Origin of the sequence: Rhizobium sp. 1399, from assembly GCF_031455475.1 — a bacterium.
Taxonomy (GTDB): Bacteria; Pseudomonadota; Alphaproteobacteria; order Rhizobiales; family Rhizobiaceae; genus Rhizobium.
This window is the reverse complement of the sequence record NZ_JAVDSU010000002.1, coordinates 21,150-40,454: the sequence shown is the minus strand read 5'-3', so window position 1 is coordinate 40,454 and position 19,305 is coordinate 21,150. Positions and strand designations below refer to the sequence as shown.

The 19,305-nt window shown below is 61.0% G+C and carries 14 protein-coding genes; 4 read left to right on the top strand and 10 right to left on the bottom strand.

The window, feature by feature from the left end; all coding sequences use genetic code 11:
* Nucleotides 1–169 precede the first annotated feature (169 nt).
* On the top strand, nucleotides 170–1,297 hold the full coding sequence (locus J2X71_RS06170) for an RHE_PE00001 family protein (RefSeq protein WP_310380159.1): 1,128 nt from the start codon (nucleotides 170–172) through the stop codon (nucleotides 1,295–1,297).
* 140 nt (nucleotides 1,298–1,437) lie between these two features.
* On the opposite strand, the gene J2X71_RS06165 is transcribed toward J2X71_RS06170, so the two are convergent.
* The 9 genes from J2X71_RS06165 to J2X71_RS06125 all read right to left on the bottom strand — a co-directional run bounded on the left by J2X71_RS06165 (nucleotide 1,438) and on the right by J2X71_RS06125 (nucleotide 13,180).
* The gene (locus tag J2X71_RS06165) at nucleotides 1,438–2,154 is read right to left on the bottom strand and encodes a Bax inhibitor-1/YccA family protein (RefSeq protein ID WP_113185105.1); all 717 of its coding nucleotides are present in this window, start codon (nucleotides 2,152–2,154) and stop codon (nucleotides 1,438–1,440) included.
* Between the two features lie 20 nt (nucleotides 2,155–2,174).
* On the bottom strand, nucleotides 2,175–2,942 hold the full coding sequence (locus tag J2X71_RS06160) for an anti-sigma factor (protein ID WP_310380157.1): 768 nt from the start codon (nucleotides 2,940–2,942) through the stop codon (nucleotides 2,175–2,177).
* Nucleotides 2,929–3,468, bottom strand: a complete 540-nt coding sequence (locus J2X71_RS06155; protein ID WP_310380156.1) for a sigma-70 family RNA polymerase sigma factor — start codon at nucleotides 3,466–3,468, stop codon at nucleotides 2,929–2,931. Before J2X71_RS06155 ends, J2X71_RS06160 begins: the two co-directional genes overlap by 14 nt.
* Nucleotides 3,469–3,648: 180 nt before the next feature.
* Entirely contained in the window at nucleotides 3,649–4,899 is a 1,251-nt protein-coding gene (locus J2X71_RS06150; RefSeq protein WP_310380154.1) for an oxalate decarboxylase family bicupin, read from the bottom strand.
* Nucleotides 4,900–4,927: 28 nt separating this feature from the next.
* The gene (locus J2X71_RS06145) at nucleotides 4,928–8,044 is read right to left on the bottom strand and encodes an efflux RND transporter permease subunit (RefSeq protein ID WP_310380152.1); all 3,117 of its coding nucleotides are present in this window, start codon (nucleotides 8,042–8,044) and stop codon (nucleotides 4,928–4,930) included.
* 3 nt (nucleotides 8,045–8,047) lie between these two features.
* The gene (locus tag J2X71_RS06140) at nucleotides 8,048–9,235 is read right to left on the bottom strand and encodes an efflux RND transporter periplasmic adaptor subunit (RefSeq protein WP_310380150.1); all 1,188 of its coding nucleotides are present in this window, start codon (nucleotides 9,233–9,235) and stop codon (nucleotides 8,048–8,050) included.
* A 342-nt stretch (nucleotides 9,236–9,577) separates the two neighbouring features.
* Nucleotides 9,578–11,194 carry an MFS transporter gene (locus tag J2X71_RS06135; RefSeq protein WP_310380148.1) on the bottom strand — a complete coding sequence of 539 codons (1,617 nt, stop codon included), beginning with the start codon at nucleotides 11,192–11,194 and terminating at the stop codon, nucleotides 9,578–9,580.
* Nucleotides 11,191–12,339 carry an HlyD family secretion protein gene (locus J2X71_RS06130; RefSeq protein ID WP_405049684.1) on the bottom strand — a complete coding sequence of 383 codons (1,149 nt, stop codon included), beginning with the start codon at nucleotides 12,337–12,339 and terminating at the stop codon, nucleotides 11,191–11,193. Before J2X71_RS06130 ends, J2X71_RS06135 begins: the two co-directional genes overlap by 4 nt.
* A 7-nt stretch (nucleotides 12,340–12,346) precedes the next feature.
* Nucleotides 12,347–13,180 carry a formate/nitrite transporter family protein gene (locus J2X71_RS06125; protein ID WP_310380146.1) on the bottom strand — a complete coding sequence of 278 codons (834 nt, stop codon included), beginning with the start codon at nucleotides 13,178–13,180 and terminating at the stop codon, nucleotides 12,347–12,349.
* 528 nt (nucleotides 13,181–13,708) lie between these two features.
* Here J2X71_RS06125 and J2X71_RS06120 point away from each other — a divergent pair.
* Together J2X71_RS06120 and traA are read left to right on the top strand one after the other, a co-directional pair.
* Nucleotides 13,709–14,179 carry a DUF992 domain-containing protein gene (locus J2X71_RS06120; protein ID WP_310380145.1) on the top strand — a complete coding sequence of 157 codons (471 nt, stop codon included), beginning with the start codon at nucleotides 13,709–13,711 and terminating at the stop codon, nucleotides 14,177–14,179.
* A 337-nt stretch (nucleotides 14,180–14,516) separates the two neighbouring features.
* Nucleotides 14,517–17,828, top strand: a complete 3,312-nt coding sequence (traA, locus tag J2X71_RS06115; protein ID WP_310380144.1) for a Ti-type conjugative transfer relaxase TraA — start codon at nucleotides 14,517–14,519, stop codon at nucleotides 17,826–17,828.
* 76 nt (nucleotides 17,829–17,904) lie between these two features.
* Here traA and J2X71_RS06110 read toward each other — a convergent pair whose 3' ends face one another.
* Nucleotides 17,905–18,795 (bottom strand): LysR family transcriptional regulator, encoded by an 891-nt coding sequence (locus J2X71_RS06110; protein WP_310380143.1) that lies wholly within the window; start codon nucleotides 18,793–18,795, stop codon nucleotides 17,905–17,907.
* Nucleotides 18,796–18,926: 131 nt separating this feature from the next.
* On the opposite strand from J2X71_RS06110, the gene J2X71_RS06105 reads away from it, so the two are divergent.
* Complete coding sequence (locus J2X71_RS06105; protein WP_113321201.1) at nucleotides 18,927–19,262, top strand: helix-turn-helix domain-containing protein; 336 nt, start codon at nucleotides 18,927–18,929, stop codon at nucleotides 19,260–19,262.
* The last annotated feature ends 43 nt before the right edge of the window (nucleotides 19,263–19,305 follow it).

The window sequence follows — 19,305 nt, the reverse complement described above, 5'->3', positions numbered from 1 at the left end:
CCCTGTGCGCGCAATTCATCAACGCTCGTAAATGGTCCCATCCGAAAACCCGGTGGAAACTTCCGAGGCGCGGGGATCGCGTCATTGTCCGTGTCTGTGCGCCATGAGATAACTGACGGAAGGAAATGCGGGTTTCGCTTCCCTTTGTGAGAATCCACCAAGCCTAACAATGCGATACGATATTGACGCCGCAATGCTCCAAACGCTGCTTCCAGCCATTGCCGGGGCGGAAGATGGCTTGGCACGGCTTGATGAGCGGGTAGCGCGCTCGCCGGTGGGGCAGGGCTTTGCCGAGCGCAGCCATTATCTCGATGCGGCAGGCGCCCTGTGGGTGGCGGGCGAGCTTGTGCATGTCGAGGATCTCGTTCTGCACGATGCGCATATGGATAGCCGCGCGCCAAGCCATGAGCTGACGATTGCCCATTCCGTGCTGCGTGTCCGCAGGCGCATCGAGACGGCCGATCCCGGCTGGGCGCTAAGCCCAGCAGGTCTTAGTGTTTTGACTGCCAGCACATTGGAAGGGCAGGAGAGGGTGTCAGACGCGGGAAGTGCGGAGCCTGGGAGCAAGCCTGATGATGAGGACGATGAGGCGCCGCTTGCCGCCGAAATCGCCGAGCTCGATGCGCTGCTCGCCCGCTCGCAACAACTTCTCGACCGTCATGCCGGAAAGCCTGTTGCGGAAGAGCCGGAGGGGGCCGAGCCCTCGCAGCGCGATGACGATCCGCTCGGCCTGTTCGGTGACGACGAATGGAACGAGGAGGAACGGCTACGGGAATGGCGTGGTCTGATCCCGCTCGTCGAGGAGCTGCCGCCCAGCCTGGCCGCCGCCATCCTCTTTGACGCCTGGGAACGGATCGAGCCGCTGCGTCGCCAACATTGGCTGGGTGGCCTGCTGATTGCCAGTAGCCTGCGTCTCAGAGGCAAGGTCGCCTCGCATCTCTTTTCTTTTCACACAGGGCTGAAGCAGATCCGTCATGAGCGCCGCCGCTCGCGTGACCGGGTCACACGCCTGCAGGCCTTTCTCGATGCGATGCGGGAGAGTGCGATCACCGGCCTCAAGGAGATCGATCGGCTGTCGCTGGCGCGCACGCAGATGGAGCTGCGCTTTCGCGGCCGACGCTCCAATAGCAGCCTGCCGCAGCTTGCCGATTTCATCCTGTCGCGGCCGATGGTGTCGGCCGCCATGATCGCCCGTGAGCTTGGCGTCACGCAGCGCGGCGCATTGAACCTGATCAACGAGATCGGCATTCGTGAGATCACCGGTCGCGGCCGTTACCGGGCCTGGGGCATCATCTGAAACCACGGGCCGTTGCCACAAACGAAAACGGCCGGGCGTCAAGCCCGGCCGTTTCTTTAGGGTGAGCACCCGATCCGCCATCCTGTCACAGATTTCGAACCGGGCGCTCTGCGCTTCCATTGCCCCCAGAAGCGCAGTCCTTATTCCCGCTCGCCCGTGAAGTTGAGCAGAAGCTGGAAGATGTTGACGAAGTTCAGGTAGAGCGAGAGCGCGCCGAAGACGGCCAGCTTCTGGTTCGATTCCTGATCGTAGTTTTCCGAATACTGTTCCTTGATGCTCTGCGTGTCGTAGGCGGTCAGGCCGACGAAGACGACGATGCCGATCACCGAGATGGCGAATTGCAGGGCCGACGAACCCAGGAAGATGTTGACGATACCGGCGATGATGATGCCGAACAGGCCCATCATCAGGAACGAACCCATCTTCGAAAGGTCACGCTTCGTTGTGTAGCCGTAGAGGCTGATCGCGCCGAACATGGCAGCAGTGATGAAGAAGGTCTGCGCGATGCTCGTCTTGGTGAAGACCAGGAAGACGGAGGCGAGCGACAGGCCCATGACAGCGCAGAAGGCCCAGAAGGTCATCTGTGCGGTGCTCGACGACATCGACTGGATGCGGAACGAGAAGAAGAACACGAAGGCGAGCGGGGCCAGCATCACCACCCATTTGAGCGGGGTCTGGAAAATCGGCACGTAGAGCGCCGGCGTCGAGCCGACGATGAAGGCAACGATGCCGGTTATGACGAGGCCGAGCGCCATGTAGTTGTAGACGCGCAGCATGTGCTGGCGCAGACCTTCATCGAAAAGGGTCTGTGTTTGGGCGCCGGAGCCGTAACCATAGCGGGGATTGATCGGGTTCATGACTGATCTCCTCGGTTGAACTAGTAGAGTGATCGGGCAAGCCGTTCGGCTGCCTGATCGAGATTGGTGCCGCTGTTGTCGGCGATCAGCGCGTAGGCGACCTCGCCGATCTGCCAGTAGGCGGCTTCTGTCTTTTCAAGGGCAACGTGGCTGACGGGCTTCACCTCGAAGGCGCCCGGCCGGACGGCAAAGAGCGACAGGCGCTTGCCATCGGTCTCCTCGATTGCCATTTCGACGCTTGGACCAAAATCCGACGGGAAGATTTGCACATCGGCGACCTTCCAGCCCTTTGGCAGTTCGGGCATCACGATTGCGGTTGCAGCGCGGATTTCCTCGGCGCTGTAGGTCATTGCCGTCTGCGACGGGATGGTTTCACGAAGCGCTGCCGTGCGATAGGCGCGCACCGCATCCTCGACATAGGCCGGTGCCGGAACAGAAGCTGCGACTTCCGTTGCCGTAAAGGCGCCGAAGGAATTATGCGCCACCCAGCCGGCGGCAAGCAGAACACCGACAGCAGCGATGCGCTGCATCGAATGCAGGATGCGACCATAGGAAAGACCGCGTTCCAGCTTTCGGGCGGCATCGCGCGTTTCGGGGCGGCCAAAGGCGCTCTCGCCTGCCAGCGCCAGGCGCAACTCGCCCTTCATGCTGAGATCGGCCATGACCTTGGCGGCGATCGCCGGATTCTCCGACAGATAGGATTCCACCTGGATACGCCGCGCAACATCGAGCTCGCCGTCTACGTAGGCGTCGAGATCGGCATCGATGATTGGATCAATCGCCTTCATTGCCGTTCCCTCCAATTAATCTCAGATGCGAAATGCGCGGTGTCTTCTCCTCGAACTCGCGCAACTGGGCGCGGGCGCGGGAAATACGCGACATCAGCGTGCCGACGGGAATGCCGAGCGCATTGGCCGCTTCCTGATAGGACAGGTCCTCGATCGCCACGAGATGCAGCGCTTCGCGCTGCTCTTCCGGCAAATTGAAAAAGGCGTTGCGCACCTGCTGCAGGCGCACCGCATGCTCCTGTCCGGCCGGCAGCGACTGCTCCGCCTCGACCGCCGCCTCGTCATGGCGGCGCGTCAGCGAGCGGGTCTGCCGCACGCGGTCGATATGCGCATTGTGCAGAACGGAAAGCAGCCAGGTGCGCAGGTTTCCGCCGCTGCGGAAGCTCTTGCGCTTCTCGAAGGCCCGAACCAGGGCATCATGCACAAGATCCTCCGCCTCATCCGAATTGCGCACCAGCGAGCGCGCGTAGCGACGAAGCGCTGCGAGCTGACCGATGACATCGAAGGGGCGTTCATTCCGTTCCATGATTGAGTATACGAAAGCATCGCAGATTTTATTCCGAAGCGACGCAGATTTTTTTACATCGGCCGGAAAGGGAGTGCCGGTTTTCGGGCAACGCCAACAACCTCCGCCATATGCCATGGCGGAGGTGGTGTCTCGCAGCCTTAGCGCAAGGGATCAACCCTTGGGCATGATACCCCGGGGTCAGCCCTCGGGCATGATCCCCGGCTGGTCGGAAGGGAATTTCGCAATGTCCTGGACGCTGACATTGAGATGTTGGGCAACGAGGGCGGCCGGTGTATGCGTGAGCCACGAGGAGAGCCCGACTTCCTGGTATTCGGCGACCTTGAAGACGGCGACGAATTGCAGATCGGTCTTGCCGGTATTCTCGATGATATGGCCCTGGCTGCGTTTGACATAACCAATATCGCCGGGTCGGAAATCGGCGGTCTGGCTGCGCGGGCCGGCATCGAACACCGTCATGCGGCCTTCGCCCTTGATCCAGTACTGCCATTCGTCGGCATTCGGATGCCAGTGCATTTCACGCACGCCACCCGGCTTGATCGTCTCGATCGCCGCAGCGATCGTCTTGGAGACCTTGAAGATGCTGCTGTCGGCAAGCTGGATCGTGCCCGACGCATTCTGCTTCAGCGGTGCCGATGCCGTCAGCCGGTAGGTGAAAGGGTAGGGCGGCAGGCCCGCAGAAGCGACGGCTTCCTGGTCGGCCGAAAGCGGACCCGGCTCCTTGCCCTGGAAGATCCAGAGATCCTGCAATGGGATGTTCTTGAACGTGTCCTGTGGTACGCCGAAGTTCTTGGCAAGCAGCTCCGGCGATGTATGCGCCAGCCAGTCGGTCAGGAGCAGCGTGCCGTATTCGGACTGGTCGCCCTCGTCGAAGACGAGGACGAATTCGCAGCCCTCGGGCCCGAGGCCCTGCAGCGAATGCGGGAAACCGGCTGGAAAATACCAGAGATCGCCAGCCTCGACGTCCTGTACATAGGCGCGGCCCTGCGGATCAAGCACGGTCACCCGGCAGCGGCCATTGGTCATGATCGCCCATTCGGAAGCCCGGTGCCAGTGCATCTCGCGGATGCCGCCGGGACCAAGGCGCATGTTGACGCCGGAGACCGCTTCGGAAATTGCAAAATCGGCCTTCGTCACCTGCCGTGCCCAGCCGCCGTTCTGGATGCGCTTGGGCGCATTGTTGAACGAGCCCCAGAAGAGCTGCATGTCGCCGACATCGGTTGCCGGCGGGCTGCCGAACGAGGGAAACTGGTCGTTGATGGCTGGGTTCTTCGGGCCGGGATCGGAAAGGCCGGCTGGATTGGCGTTGATCGCACCCTCGGCCGGCTGGTCGGGATTGCCGAAGCTCGCTGCGTGCGCAGCACCCGCCGCAAGTGCCGTTCCGCCCATCGCTCCGAGCGCTAGAACCGTACGTCTAGAAAGAGGTTCCATGGTTTTAATCCTTTCGTGTCGATTGGGGTTATTCCGCCGGGGCTTGAGTTGGGGCGCCGGTGGTGGCGGGCCGTTTCCGGCTGACGAATTCGCTCAGCTTTTCCAGGTAGAGGTAAACGACTGGCGTGGTGTAGAGCGTCATCACCTGGCTGATGAGCAGACCGCCGACCATGGCGTAGCCGAGTGGCTGGCGCAGTTCCGAGCCGGTGCCGTGTCCGAGCATCAGCGGCAGGCCGGCAAGAAGTGCCGCCGCTGTCGTCATGATGATCGGGCGGAAGCGCAGGAGACAGGCCTGACGGATTGCGTCTTCCGGCGACAGTCCCTGCTCGCGCTGGGCGGCGATGGCGAAGTCGACGATCATGATGCCGTTCTTCTTGACGATGCCGATCAGCAGGATCACGCCGATCAGCGCGATCACGGTAAAGTCGAAGCCGAAGGCCCAGAGCATGGCGAGAGCACCGAGGCCGGCGGAGGGGAGCGTCGACAGGATCGTCAGCGGGTGGAAATAGCTCTCGTAAAGTACGCCGAGGATCAGATAGATCACGGCAATCGCTGCAAGCACCAGCAGCGGTTCGCTCGAGAGCGAGCTCTGATAGGCCTGAGCATTGCCCTGGAACGTGCCGATGACGGTTGCCGGCTTGCCGAGATCGGCCTCAGCCTTGCTGATCGCGGCAACCGCCTGGCTGAGCGCGGTCCCCTTTGCAAGGTTGAAGGAGAGTGTAACGGCCGGAAACTGGCTCTGGTGGTTGACGGCAAGCACGGCCGTCGGCTCCGTCGTCTGCTTGACGAGCTGGCTCAAGGGAACCTGCTCGCCCGTCAGCGGCGATTTGATATAGAGACCGTTGATCGCCAGCGGCGACTTCTGGAACTGCGGCGCAAGCTCGAGAACCACATGGTAGCTGTTCAGGTCGGTGAAATACTGGGTGACCTGGCGCTGGCCGAAAGCATCGTTAAGCGTATCGTCGATCGTTTGCGGCGCAATGCCGAAGCGCGATGCCTGGTCACGGTCGATCGTAAGCGTCACGGTAGCGCCGCTGTTCTGCTGGTCGGTGGCGACATCGGTCAGCTCCGGCAGCGTCTTGAATGTGGCGAGCAGCTTGGCTGCCCAGTCGTCGAGTTCTCCGGCATTACCGTCCTGCAGCGTATATTGGAACTGCGTGGCCGAGGCGCGTCCGCCAACATTGATATCCTGTGCCGGCTGCAAGAAGAGTTCTGCACCCTGCATCTGCGCGAGTTTCGGACGAAGCCGGTTGATGATTTCGCTTGCCGAGGCATCGCGCTGGTCTTCAGGCTTCAGCGTGATGAACATGCGGCCGTTATTGACGGTCTGGCCCGCTCCGCTGCCGACGGCCATGCCGACGGTCGCAACTCCGGGATCGCTGGCAACGATATTGCCTGCTTCGAGCTGGTGGCGCGACATTTCGGCGAAGGAAATATCCTGCGCGGCTTCGAGTGTACCGGTGATCAGGCCGGTGTCCTGGATTGGGAAGAAGCCCTTGGGAATATTGACGAACAGGACGCCGGTTGCCGCAAGCGAAGCGATGAAGACTGTCATGGTCAGCCGGTGATGGCGCAGCGCGATATCGAGCGTGTAGCGATAGGCGGCAAGAAGCCCGTCGAACGCCTTCTCGCTCATATTGTAAAGCCTGCCGTGGCGGGCGTCTTTTTCCGGCTTCAGGAAGCGTGAGCTCATCATCGGTGTGATGGTCAGCGAGACGATTGCCGAGACGACGATCGTCATCGTCACTGTGATTGCGAACTCCCGGAATAGCCGGCCGACAATGCCGCCCATCAGGAGCAGCGGGATGAAGACGGCGACGAGCGAGATACTGATCGAAATGATGGTGAAGCCGATTTCGCGCGCGCCGTCGATTGCCGCTTGTTTCGGCGTTTTGTCCATCTCCATATGGCGATGGATGTTCTCGACCATGACGATCGCATCGTCGACGACGAAACCGACGGCGATACTCAAGCCCATCAGCGAGAGATTATCGAGGCTGAAGCCAGCGGCATACATCAGCGCCAATGTGGCCAGTAGCGCCAGCGGCACGGTGACGCTCGGGATCACCGTCACCCAGACATTGCGCAGGAAGATGAAGATCACCATGACCACAAGGGCGATGGTGATGACAAGCGTCGTTTCGACATCCGCCACCGAGGCGCGGATCGTGGTCGTCCGGTCGCTGAGGATGGAGAGGTGGATGGCGGCCGGTGCGATCGCTTGCAGCTGCGGCAGGGCAGCGCGGATCGCACCGACCGTATCGATGATGTTGGCACCCGGGAGCTTGAAGATCGGCAGAAGGATCGCCCTCTTGCCATCAGCCCAGGCCGCCAGCTGATCGTTCTCCGGTCCGTCGATCGCCTGGCCGATATCGCTGATGCGGACCGGAGCGCCGTCGCGATAAGCGACGATCGAATCGTTCCAGGGGGCGGCCTTCAGGAGCTGGTCATTGTCATAGATCGTGTAGGTGTGCTCTCCACCCTGCACACTGCCTTTTGGTGAGTTGCTGGTGATGCCGGTAACGGCGCTGCGGATATCCTCAAGCGAAAGTCCCATCTCGGCGATCTTGCCGGGATCGATCTGCAGCCGTACGGCCGGCTTCTGCTGGCCGAAGATCAGAACCTGCGAAACGCCGTCGATCTGGCTGACATGCTGCGCGAGCACGCTTTCGGCAAAATCGTCGACTTGCGTCAGCGGCAGGGTATCTGAAGTGAGCGCAAGAACCATGACCGGCGGATCGGCCGGATTGACCTTGCGATAGGTTGGCGGCGAAGGCAGGTCCGTCGGCAATTGCCCGCCGGCTGCGTTGATTGCGGTCTGCACGTCCTGGGCGGCGCTATCGACGTCGCGCGACAGATCGAATTGCAGAGTGATCGCGCTCGAGCCGAGCGTACTCGTCGAGGTCATCTGGGTGACGCCGGGGATCTGCCCGAACTGCCGTTCCAGCGGCTGCGTTACCGCCGATGCCATCGTTTTCGGATCGGCGCCGGGGAGCTGTGTCGAGACCTGGATTGTCGGAAAATCGACTTGCGGCAGAGGCGCAACCGGCAGCAGAGGGTAGGCGACGATACCGATGCCGAAGAGGCCTGCCATCATGAGCGAGGCGGCGATCGGCCGCTCGATGAACCAGGAGGAGATCGACATGGCCTACTCCTTGCTGGCGGCTTGCGTAGCGGCCGCCTGTTGAATGCTGACATGAGTGCCGACATCCAGCCGATACTGGCCCGACGTGACGACCTGCTCGTTGCCGGAAAGGCCCTTTTCGATGACGGCGTGACCGCTCTCGATCGGCCCGGGGGTGACCTTGCGCACGGCAGCCGTGCCGGTGGCATCGATAACGTAGACGAAGAAGCCGTCTTCTCCCCGCTCAAGCGCTGCGGAAGGAATGGTCACGGCCTTCTGGAGCGTCTGCTGCTTGACCCTCAGCGTTACGAATTGACCGGGCCAGAGCGCATCATCCTTGTTCTCAAAAATCGATTTGATGCGGATCGTGCCGCTTGCCTGATCGATTTCGTTGTCGATGAGCGAGAGCGTGCCTGACGCAAGCTGCTGCGACTGGTCCATCGACATTGCTGTCACCTCGACCGGGCCGGCCTTCAGCGCGTCGCGCACCGCGTCGAGATCGTCCTCACGCAGTGTGGAGACAACCGTGATTGGCTGTGTCTGGGTGATAGTGACGATCGGGGTCGTGTCGGTCGTGTGGACCTCGTTGCCGGCATCGATCCGGCGGATACCCGTGCGCCCGTCGATCGGTGAGCGGATTTGCGTATAGGAGAGCGAGATGTCAGCGGCCTCTTTTGCCGCCTGATCCTGCACAAGTTGTGCCTGTGCACTTGCCACCATGCTTTGCTGCTGCTCGACGGTTTCCTGCGTGACGATCTGCTGCTGGCCCAGTTTCTGGTCCTTGCCGAGCAGATATTGGGCGTTGGCGAGATCGGCCTGGTCCTGCTTGATCTTGGCGGCAGCCTGATCGTCGGCTGCCTGGAAGGGCCGCGGATCGATGACAGCGATAAGATCGCCCTTCTTGACGGCCTGTCCCTCGACAAACATCACGCTCTGGAGCTCTCCGTCGACACGCGTCGTGATATTGACCGTATAGTTCGCCTGCACCGTGCCAAGGCCGTCGAGATAGACAGGCACGTCGGTAACGGCAGGGGTCGCGACCTCGACCGGCACCGCCGGCGTGCCAGGCTCCGGGGCGGCAATGGTCGGCTCGGTCCCTGCAAACCAGAAGGCTGCGGCCGATCCGCCCGCAATGGCGAGAATGGCGGCAGCAGCAAGGATCGCCGGTTTCCGGCGACGACGGGGTTCAATCACGGTACGGATGGATGTCACTGCCGGCTCCATAGACTAAAGGTTGAATTATGCTGCAACGGCCGCCGGCATTGGGCGGCCTCCGTATCTGTCTCCTGAACTGACGGGCTGGTGCCGAAGCCAGGGGTCAGACTGCTGATTATCGGCAGGCCGACCGGCGCTTCTGTGTCCTGCTAGATCAATTCAATGCGAGAAGGCTACGTCCGGGCGGGCATCGGCGCATCTATACGCAGGTCTAGTCGCCGTTCCCCATAGGTATACGCTCCCGCATACGGCTAGCCGGCGGCACGCAGAAGGACCGGCGCGAAAAGCATTCGCACCGGCTCACTGCACCTATTCGACGGACTATCGCGCGTCGTCCGGTCAGCCGGCTGAGGCCGGATGTGCGTCGGCGGCCGGCGGGTTCTTGCGGAAATCGGGATGCAGCGGTCCGAAGGGCATGGCGCCCATGCAGGCCACAAGCGCAAGGCCGGCGATCGCAGAACAGAAGGACAGGACGAAGATATCGGCATAGGCAAGTACGCTTGCCTGCGCACGGATATCAGCCGCAACTGCGGAGAGGGCTTCGAGACTCCCGCGATGGCTTGTCCCGAACAGCGTCTCCAGCTTTGCCAATACGCCGTGAAGATTGCTCGACGATCCCGAGATCGGCCCCGTCAGGATATTGGAATGGTACTGCTCGCGTTGTCGGAACCAGGTGTTCAAGAGGCTCAGGGCTAGTTCGACGCTACCGAGCCGGATTACCTGGATATAGGCGGATACCGCCGTCGAGCGTTTCGGGTCGGAATTTGCGATCAGGTAGACGACGGTTGCGAAGAAGGCGAAGGATTGCCCCGCCGTATGGAGGAGCACGGCCGGCAGGAAGTTAAACGGCGCCCATGTAATGGAGAGGTTTGATCCCCAGAGAGAGCCGAGCGCCATCGCCGCCAACCCCATCATGATGCAAAGGCGCGCATCGATCCGGCGCAGCAGGAAGATCGCAAATGCGATGAACAGAAAGACCGGGATGACCGCGCCGAAAATGTAGAGTTCGGATATGGCGATCGGCCGCAATCCGACGACCGACTGCAGGAAGCCCGGAATGGAAATCGAGGCACCGGAACTGGCAAAGGTGAAGGCGATGATGATCGCATAGCCGATGCCGATATTGCGCGACAGGATCACGCTCGCATGCGCCCAGGGATTGGCGACGACACTCTCGTTGATGAGGAAGCCGATGAAGAGAATCGTGCCGCCTGCCAGCAGCGAGGTGACGATGCCGGAATTGAACCAGTCCAGCCTGTTGCCCTGATCGAGACCGACATAAATCATCGTCATCGAGCATCCGAGCAGCATCATGCCGCCCCAGTCGGCGTCCTTGAGCAGGCTTGAATTGATCTCTTCTTTGGGAGCACCGATGATGAGGAGAAGGGCGATGATCGGCGTGACAATCACATCCTGCCAATAGGCCCACTGCCAGCCGAGATAATCATCATAGATGCCGACGAGCACAAAGCCGAGATTCTGCGATAGCGGGACGCGAAGCGCGTAGATCGAAAGTCCAATCAGCCAGTATTTCATGTCGAGATTACGGAAGATCACCATGATGGTGGCCGGAATGAAGACGCCGAGCAGAAGCGCTCGCGCCGCATGCAGCGCAAAGAGTGCGCCACCGTCATGGACCATGGGAATAATGAGCGAAATGCAGGCATAGACCAATGTCGTCGGGATCATCACGCGGCGCACACCGAAAACGGTGGCGATCCAGGCGACCGCCGATGAAATGAGGATCTGCGGCGCGTTGGCGACGGTGCTGAGCCATGAGGCTTCGTCGAAGCCAAGCGAATAGGCGCCACGGATATCGGGCAGGCCGACGGCAAAGACGCGCGTATCGAAGCCGACCACGAAGGAGGCGAGCAACAGGGCTGCGACGATAAGAAACGGATGGCTGGTCGTCGTGCCGCTGGTCAGCGGACCAAAGGCGCGCGGAGCCGCGCTCATTGGTCCGGGTCCCGCTTGGTATCCACCGTCACGACGGCCGACATTCCGGGCTTGAGCCGATCAACGAGCGGCTGGCCGGGATCGAAGACGATCTTGACAGGGATGCGCTGGACGACCTTGGTATAGTTTCCGGTCGCGTTGTCGGGCGGCAGCAGCGCGAAGATCGAGCCGCTTGCCGGAGACAGGCCGACGACCTTGGCATGCAGCGACTGGCCGGGGAAGGTGTCGATGGTAACCTGCGCAGATCGGCCCGGCGTGATCCGGGAAAGCTGTGTCTCCTTGAAATTCGCGGTGATATAGACGCTCGGAAGCGGCACTTCCGACACGAGGCTGGTGCCGGCGGCGACAAAATCGCCTTCATGGACGAGCCTGCGGCCAATGACGCCATCGAAAGGCGCGTAGATGCGGGCATAGCTCTGGTGGATCAGGGCGGTATCGAGCGATGCCTGGGCGGCATTCACCTGCGCCTGCAGCAGCGGGGATTGTCCGTTGAGAACGTTCAGCTGGGCCTTTTGCTGCTCGATCGAGGCTGCCGTCGATTTGACCGAAGCCTGGGCTTGCAGATAGGCGGCCTGCGCCTGCTGCAGCAGCTGTTGCGAGGTCGCGCCGCCAAGGCTGGTCTGGCGGTGGAACTCCTGCTCGGTCTGGGTCTGCTGTGCCAGCGCCGATGCGTTCTGCGCTTCAGCCACCTGCACGACGGCCTTTTGCAATTCGACCTGGTTTGCGAGATTGGCAAGCGACGCATTTGCGGCTGCAAGATTGGCCTTCGAGACGGCGACCGCCGCGTCATATTCCCGCGGATCGATTTCAGCGAGCAACTGGCCTTTCGTCACCGTCTGATAGTCGGTGACCGGGGTGCTCTGGACGATGCCGCTGATCTGGGCGCTCAGCGTCGAGACATCGGCGCTGACCACGGCATCGTCCGTCGATTGATGCGATGCGCCCGCCACCCAACGGTTCCAGTCGACGGTCACGATTGCCACTCCGGCGCCCACGAGCGTGATGGCGAGAAGGGGAATGGCAAGCCGTCTCAACGACACCACGGCTCCCGGGGAGGGCGCAGAAGGCGCGGCGGGAGCTTCCGGCGGCGGCGAGCGCGCGGGCTCGGACGGGCTGAGGCTGGTGATGGTGATCTGCTTGGCCACGCGCGCCTCACTTCTTGCCGCGGTCAGCGGAAATCTTTGCGCGGACGCGAACCGGGGCCGGGACGAAGGAGACGTGGCCGGTGCCATGGACCTGCAGCCAGTAGCCAAGCGCCATGAAAACCGCGCCGCCGATGAGGTTGCCGAGCGTGACCCACACGAGATTATGGACTGCGGCAGCAAGCGTGATGTTTGCGGGATGCTCGCCCATCAGCGCCATCGAGAAGGTGAACATGTTTGCGACGCTGTGTTCGTAGCCGGCGGCCACGAAGATCGTGATCGGCCAGAAGATCAGCATGATCTTGGCAGCGGCATTTTCCGTGCGTCCAGCCATCCAGATGGCGAGGCAAACAAGCCAGTTGCAGAGAATACCGCGGGCAAGAAGCTCCAGCGATCCCGCCGACATCTTGGCCGAGACAATCGAAAAGAACGCCTGGCTTCCGTCGCCGAGAAGCACACCGCCGCCAGCCAGATGGAAGAGGCCGGCGAGCACCACGGCCCCGATCAGGTTGCCGATCCAGGCCGCGACCCAGACAAGTAGCATATCGGCAACGCGGCTGCGCCGCGTCAGCACGGCAAGCGGCATATACATCGCCGTTCCCGTGAAAAGCTCGCTGCCGGCAAAGACGACGATTGTCAGGGCAGAGGAGAAGACCACGCCCATCACGAGATGCGCCCAGGCCGGATCGGCATGAGCGCCGGCGGTAAACATGATGATATCGCCGAAACCGATATAGGCGCCGGCCATCGCCGCCCCGATCAGGAAGGCGGGAAAGTGGCTACGGACCTCTTCGGCTTTCTCTTCGCCGGACTGGGCAAAGTGATCAATCGAATCCTGATACATGACAGTACCTCGTCTCTTTGATGATCGAACCGGGCTTCGTCCCGGACGCTCGAGAAGTTAATCGCGCAAGCCGCATCGCTGAATCATACCTACGTCTAGGCTATCTCCGGACAGGCCGGGACATCTGTTGTCATGCTCGCATGCTACTTCGGTCGCGACGGAAAATCGCGCAATGCTGAAAAAAAGAGGCCGCCTTCCGATACGGAAAGGCGGCCATTTGCGGATCCTCGGGCAATCCGTGACTTCGGGCGGAGGGGAGGGACACCGGGAAGCCTTAACCGAGATTTCTATCGCCTGTCAGGAGGAGGCGTCAGGCGATGGGAAGGAAGTTACGCCCATCTCGAAGCGGGCGGAACTAAACTTTCGTATTGGCCCGCCTAGACCAGCGCCCGATTTCATCCGATCCGGCCGCACCTCTATTCTTTTCATCGATCGGCGAGCCCTCGTCGACGATGTCGGGCAGTACCCGCGGTCAGCTCCCATGAACTGCGCTGCCGATAGCAACCTCAACTTCGAACAGGACCCATCATGAAAACCACCCTTCTTTCCCTTCTCGTCGCCGGCATGCTGGCCGCGCCTGTCGTTGCAAACGCCGCCCAGGCCGATGTCGGCAAGCTGGATTGCGACGTTTCCAAGGGCATCGGTGTCATCGTCGGCTCCAAGCAGGATCTCGACTGCACCTACACGCCGAGCGCTTCCGGCGACGCCAGCCAGCACTATGTCGGCACGATCACCGATTTCGGCCTTGATGTCGGCACCATCGAGAAGGGCCGGATGGTCTGGCTCGTCTTTAGCGCCACGCGCGAACCGGTCGCCGGCCTGGAGGGCAATTATGCCGGTGTCACGGCTGATGCCAGCGTCGGTATCGGCGGCGGCGCTAATGTGCTGGTCGGCGGAACGAGCAGAACCGTCTCGCTGCAGCCGGTTTCGCTCGAAGGCGATGTCGGCGTCAATCTGGCCGTCGGTGTCACGGCCTTGAAGCTGCAGCTCGCAGAATGAGCGGGATCGGGTCGATTTGTAACTGCGTAAGTGCCACCAGAGCGCTTGCGCCAAGATCAAACCTTTCCACGACCTAAACTACACCGGAGCTTGGCAAATCGTAGACGAGGACTCCGGATGCCTTTCATGCGGTTTCGACTTAAACCGCATGAAAGCCCCACAGTTTGGTGCCATCTACTAGCAAAAATGCGAGTTGGCGCAGCCAACACGTTTGCGCATCCTTGCGACCGTTCCGACGGAGCGGAGCTAACAGCGATATCCGTCGCCGTCTTGTTCAGGCGTAAGAGTGTCTCCGCTTTCGACGAACCCATAGGTTTCGTTCGCAAGAGGCTTTTACGTGGCCATATCACATTTCTTCGTCAGAATCGTCGCCCGCGGCTCTGGACGCAGCGCGGTGCAACTGGCGGCCTATTGCCATTGCGCCAGAATGGAATTCGATCGGGAAGCGCGAACTATCGACTACACGCGCAAGAAGGGGCTTTTGCACGAGGAGTTTTCCATTCCTTCGGATGCGCCGCAATGGCTGCAGTCGATGATCGCTGATCTCTCCGTTGCCAGCGCATCCGAGTCCTTCTGGAACAAGGTGGAGTCTTCCTCGAAGCGCGCCAATGCGCAGCTTGCCAAGGAGGTCACAATCGGCCTGCCGATCGAACTTTCTGCCGAGCAGAATATCGCCCTGATGCGCGACTTCGTGGCGACCCATGTGACTGCGAAGGGCATGGTCGCAGACTGGGTCTATCACGATGCCCCCGGCAATCCGCATGTGCACCTGATGATGACGCTGCGGCCGCTGACCGAGGATGGATTCGGCCCCAAGATCGTCGCCGTGCTCGGTCCTGACGGTCAACCGATCCGCTATGGTGCAGGCAAAATCGTGTACGAGCGCTGGGTGGGCGACATCGACGAGTTCAATGCATTCCGCGACGGGTGGTTTGCTTGCCAGAACCGGCATCTGGCGCTTGCCGGTCTCGACGTCAGGGTCGATGGGCGCTCCTTCGAAAAGCAGGGGATCGAGCTGGCGCCAACCGCCCATCTGGGTGTTGCCACGAAGGCGCTCCTACAAAAGGCCTCGAATTCCGGTCAAGCCGTTGTGCTCGATCGACTGGAATTGCAGGAGGAGCGGCGTGCAGAGAATGCTCGCCGTATCCAGCTCACTCCCGATATCGTGCTTGACCTGATCACGCGGGAGAAAAGCGTTTTCGACGAACGTGATGTGGGCAAGGTGCTGCATCGCTATATCGATGATGCCAGGGTGTTCCGAAGCCTGATGGCGCAAATCCTGCAGAGTCGTCAGATAGTGATGCTCGAAGGTGAGCGAACAGAGTTTGCGACTGGCCTGCGTGCGCCGGCCAGATACACGACCCGCGAGATGATCCGCCTGGAAGCCGAGATGGCGAACCGGGCGATCTGGCTGTCGCAGCGCTCGTCGCATGGTGTCAGACACAGAGTTCTGGAGGCGACGTTTTTGCGCCATCCGCGTCTTTCGGACGAGCAGAAGGTGGCGATCGAACATATTGCCGGCGGCGAGCGGATCGCAACCGTGATCGGCCGCGCCGGTGCCGGCAAGACGACGATGATGAAGGCGGCCCGCGAGGCCTGGGAGGCGCAAGGTTACCGTGTCATCGGCGCGGCACTTGCCGGCAAGGCGGCGGAAGGACTGGAGAAGGAAGCGGGCATCGTCTCTCGCACCCTGTCGTCCTGGGAACAGCGCTGGAGCCGGGGCCGAGACCGGCTCGACGACAAGACGGTCTTCGTGCTCGACGAGGCCGGCATGGTGTCGTCGCGGCAGATGGCATTCTTCGTCGAAGCTGCCACGCGGGCCGGCGCCAAACTCGTGCTTGTCGGCGATCCCGAACAACTGCAGCCGATCGAAGCGGGCGCCGCCTTCCGGGCGATCACCGATCGCATCGGCTATGCCGAACTCGACACGATCTACAGACAGCGCGAGCAGTGGATGCGCGACGCCTCGCTCGACCTTGCCCGCGGCAATGTCGGTCGGGCCATCGACGCCTATAGGGCCAACGACAAGATCGTGGGCTCGCAGCTGAAGGCGCAGGCCTTCGCCAGTCTGATCGCGGACTGGGATCGCGATTACGATCCGGCCAAGACCTCGCTGATCCTGGCGCATCTGCGTCGCGACGTGCGCGCCTTGAACGAGATGGCACGCGAACGGCTTGTCGAGCGCGGTATCGTGGAACAGGGCTTCGTCTTTGCGACAACCGAGGGCAAACGCCAATTTGCAGCCGGCGACCAGATCGTCTTCCTGAAGAACGAGGCTTCGCTTGGCGTCAAGAACGGCATGTTGGGCAAGGTGATCGAGGCAGCACCCGGCCGCATCTGCGTCCAGATCGGTGCGGGCGATGACAACCGGCAGGTGGTCGTGGAGCAGCGCTTCTACGGGCATGTCGATCACGGTTATGCCACGACGATCCACAAGAGCCAGGGCGCCACCGTCGACCAGGTCAAGGTTCTGGCCTCGCTGTCTCTCGACCGGCACCTGGCCTATGTGGCGATGACACGCCATCGCGAGGATCTCAGCCTCTACTACGGACGCCGGTCCTTCGAAAAGACGGGTGGTCTCATACCAATCCTGTCGCGCAGGAATTCCAAGGAAACGACGCTCGACTACGAGGGCGGCTCATTCTATCGGCAGGCACTTCGTTTTGCCGAAAGCCGCGGTCTGCACCTCGTTCGGGTCGCGCGGACGCTGGTCGCGCATCGGCTGGAATGGATGGTCAGGCAGAAGCAGACGCTCTTGAGCCTCGCCGCCCGTCTGGCCACTGTCGGCGAAAGGCTCGGTGTCGCAAGAACCGCATCGACGGCTCACCTTGTCAGCGCAGACAAGGCAGCAAGGCCGATGGTATCCGGCATAACGATCTTCCCTCAGTCGATGGCACAGGCCATAGAGGCCAGGCTCGGCGCCGATCCCGGCCTCCAGAAGGAGTGGGAGGATGTCTCGTTGCGGTTTCGTCTCGTCTATGGGCAACCGGAGGCGGCATTCAAGGCGGTCAATGTCGACGCGATGATCCGGGATGCAGGGGTGGCTGCGAATACAATATTGAAGATCGCAAACACGCCGGAGATATATGGCGCGCTCAGAGGCAAGATAGGTTTGTTGGCCGGTAAGAGCGACAAGCGTGATCGGGAAACTGCTCTTCTTAATGTTCCCGCTCTATCTCGCTCTCTGGAGCGCTTTCTGAAGATACGCATTCAGACCGTGCAAAGGGCTGAGATGGCAGAGTACGCTCGACGCCAGAACTTGTCGGTTGAAATCCCAGATCTGTCGCAAAATGCCAAGGCTGTTCTCGAACGCGTTCGCGATGCAATCAATCGAAACAATCATCCGGCTGGCCTCGAATATGCGCTGGCCGACAGAACCGTAAAGGCAGAGCTCGAGGGGTTCGCACGCGCCGTTTCTCAACGGTTCGGAGAGCGCACTTTTCTCGGAATAGCGGCGAAGGATGCTGACGGCGAAGCGTTCAAGACCCTTACCGCCGGAATAAGCACTGCGCTACAGCTGGAGATCAAGGCCGCCTGGGCCTCGATGCGGACCGTCCAACAACTGTCTGCGCATGAGCGTACTGTCATGGCACTCAAGCAGGCGGAGGCAATGCGGCAGACGAAGAGCCAAGGACTATCCCTGAAATAGCCTATTGATGGATGCAGTCCGCAAAACCAATCCATGGCAGATACATCGACCACCGCGACAGCGATTGACCGATATCTTATCGTCCCGGCCGAACCAGCGATCGTGCGATATCGATGATGTCGTCGCGTGAGGCGGTCGGGTCTTCCCGGTTCCAGGCGACACCGAGCCCGATCTTGAAATCGACGCCCCTCACCTTCTTCAGTTCAAACCCGCGGTTCGGCAGATCCTGCGTCCATTCCGGCACGAAGCCGATGCCAAGGCCGGCAGAAACCAGCGATACCAGCGAGAACGTGTCGTCGCATGTATAGGCGACATTGCCGGTCAGATCGTGCTCCTCGAACTTTTCCGCGAAATAGCGCTCGCTGTAGGGGAGGTTCTGGCGGGAAAAGGAAATGATCTTCTCACTACGCAGATCCTCGAGACCGATCTCGCTCTTCCGCGATAGCGGGCTCTCCTTGGCAACAGCCAGCAGGTAACGTTCATGGGCAATCGAGAAGAAGCGCAAGGAGCCGATATTCTCCACCGGCCGGATGAAGCCGAGATTGATGCGGCCTGCCTCGATATGGCGGATGATGTCATCGGTGGTGCCGCTTTCGATATGCAGGCGGATATCGGGATACTTGCGGGCGATGCGCGACAGGAAGGATGGCAGCACGCCGATCGTGGCAGGATAGACGGTGCCGATCGCAATCCTGCGTGCCGTCTTGCCGGCCACCGAGCGGGCGATCTCGGTCGACAGGTCGACTTCGCTCAGGATCCTGACCGAGCGCTCGTAAAAGGCCGCCCCTGCCCGCGTCAGCTCCACCCGCCGGGTCGTGCGGATGAAGAGCTGCACGCCGAGCTCCTTCTCCAGCGCCATCACCTGGTTCGACAAAGCCGGCTGGGCGATATGCACCTTGGCCGCCGCCCTGCCGAAATGCAGCTCCTCGGCCACTGCAACGAAGTAGGATAGCTGGCGTAATTCCATGTGCTGCCTAATGTCCTTTTTCCGGGATCTTCCAGACAGAAATCTTCCGCATCGGGTAACTCCATATCGTAGTTATAGCACTACATATCGTTCATGGCTAGACTCGTGTCATTGGGGAACAAGATGTTCCTATGGAAACACTCGCGAGACGATTGCAGGAACGAGCCCAGCAACTGGGCATTTCGAACGCTGAGGCGGCGCGGCGAATTGGGCTCGATGAACGCCGGTACGCGCACTACGCTTCAGGTCGCAGGGAACCAGATTTGGCGACCCTTGTGAGGATCGCGAACACCTTGGAGACCTCACCAAACTGGCTGCTGGGTGTGACACTTAAGACTGCAAAAGATCCACAGTTCGCGGCGCTGCTTGAGCGTTTTTCCAATGTGGCTAATGGAATGACCAAACAGGAACTAGAGATGTTTGTGATTCAGGCTGAAGCTGTCGTTGCAGCCAAGAAGCGCGATTAGCCTCTCCATGTCGCTTCCGCTGTGACTAATCTTGCCTGAATGC

Excerpts from the sequence above, each read along its gene's own strand:
- J2X71_RS06170 (WP_310380159.1), top strand. The coding sequence starts at position 170 with ATGCGATACGATATTGACGCCGCAATGCTCCAAACGCTGCTTCCAGCC.
- J2X71_RS06165 (WP_113185105.1), bottom strand. The coding sequence starts at position 2,154 with ATGAACCCGATCAATCCCCGCTATGGTTACGGCTCCGGCGCCCAAACA.
- J2X71_RS06160 (WP_310380157.1), bottom strand. The coding sequence starts at position 2,942 with ATGAAGGCGATTGATCCAATCATCGATGCCGATCTCGACGCCTACGTA.
- J2X71_RS06155 (WP_310380156.1), bottom strand. The coding sequence starts at position 3,468 with ATGGAACGGAATGAACGCCCCTTCGATGTCATCGGTCAGCTCGCAGCG.
- J2X71_RS06150 (WP_310380154.1), bottom strand. The coding sequence starts at position 4,899 with ATGGAACCTCTTTCTAGACGTACGGTTCTAGCGCTCGGAGCGATGGGC.
- J2X71_RS06145 (WP_310380152.1), bottom strand. The coding sequence starts at position 8,044 with ATGTCGATCTCCTCCTGGTTCATCGAGCGGCCGATCGCCGCCTCGCTC.
- J2X71_RS06135 (WP_310380148.1), bottom strand. The coding sequence starts at position 11,194 with ATGAGCGCGGCTCCGCGCGCCTTTGGTCCGCTGACCAGCGGCACGACG.
- J2X71_RS06125 (WP_310380146.1), bottom strand. The coding sequence starts at position 13,180 with ATGTATCAGGATTCGATTGATCACTTTGCCCAGTCCGGCGAAGAGAAA.
- J2X71_RS06120 (WP_310380145.1), top strand. The coding sequence starts at position 13,709 with ATGAAAACCACCCTTCTTTCCCTTCTCGTCGCCGGCATGCTGGCCGCG.
- J2X71_RS06110 (WP_310380143.1), bottom strand. The coding sequence starts at position 18,795 with ATGGAATTACGCCAGCTATCCTACTTCGTTGCAGTGGCCGAGGAGCTG.
- J2X71_RS06105 (WP_113321201.1), top strand. The coding sequence starts at position 18,927 with ATGGAAACACTCGCGAGACGATTGCAGGAACGAGCCCAGCAACTGGGC.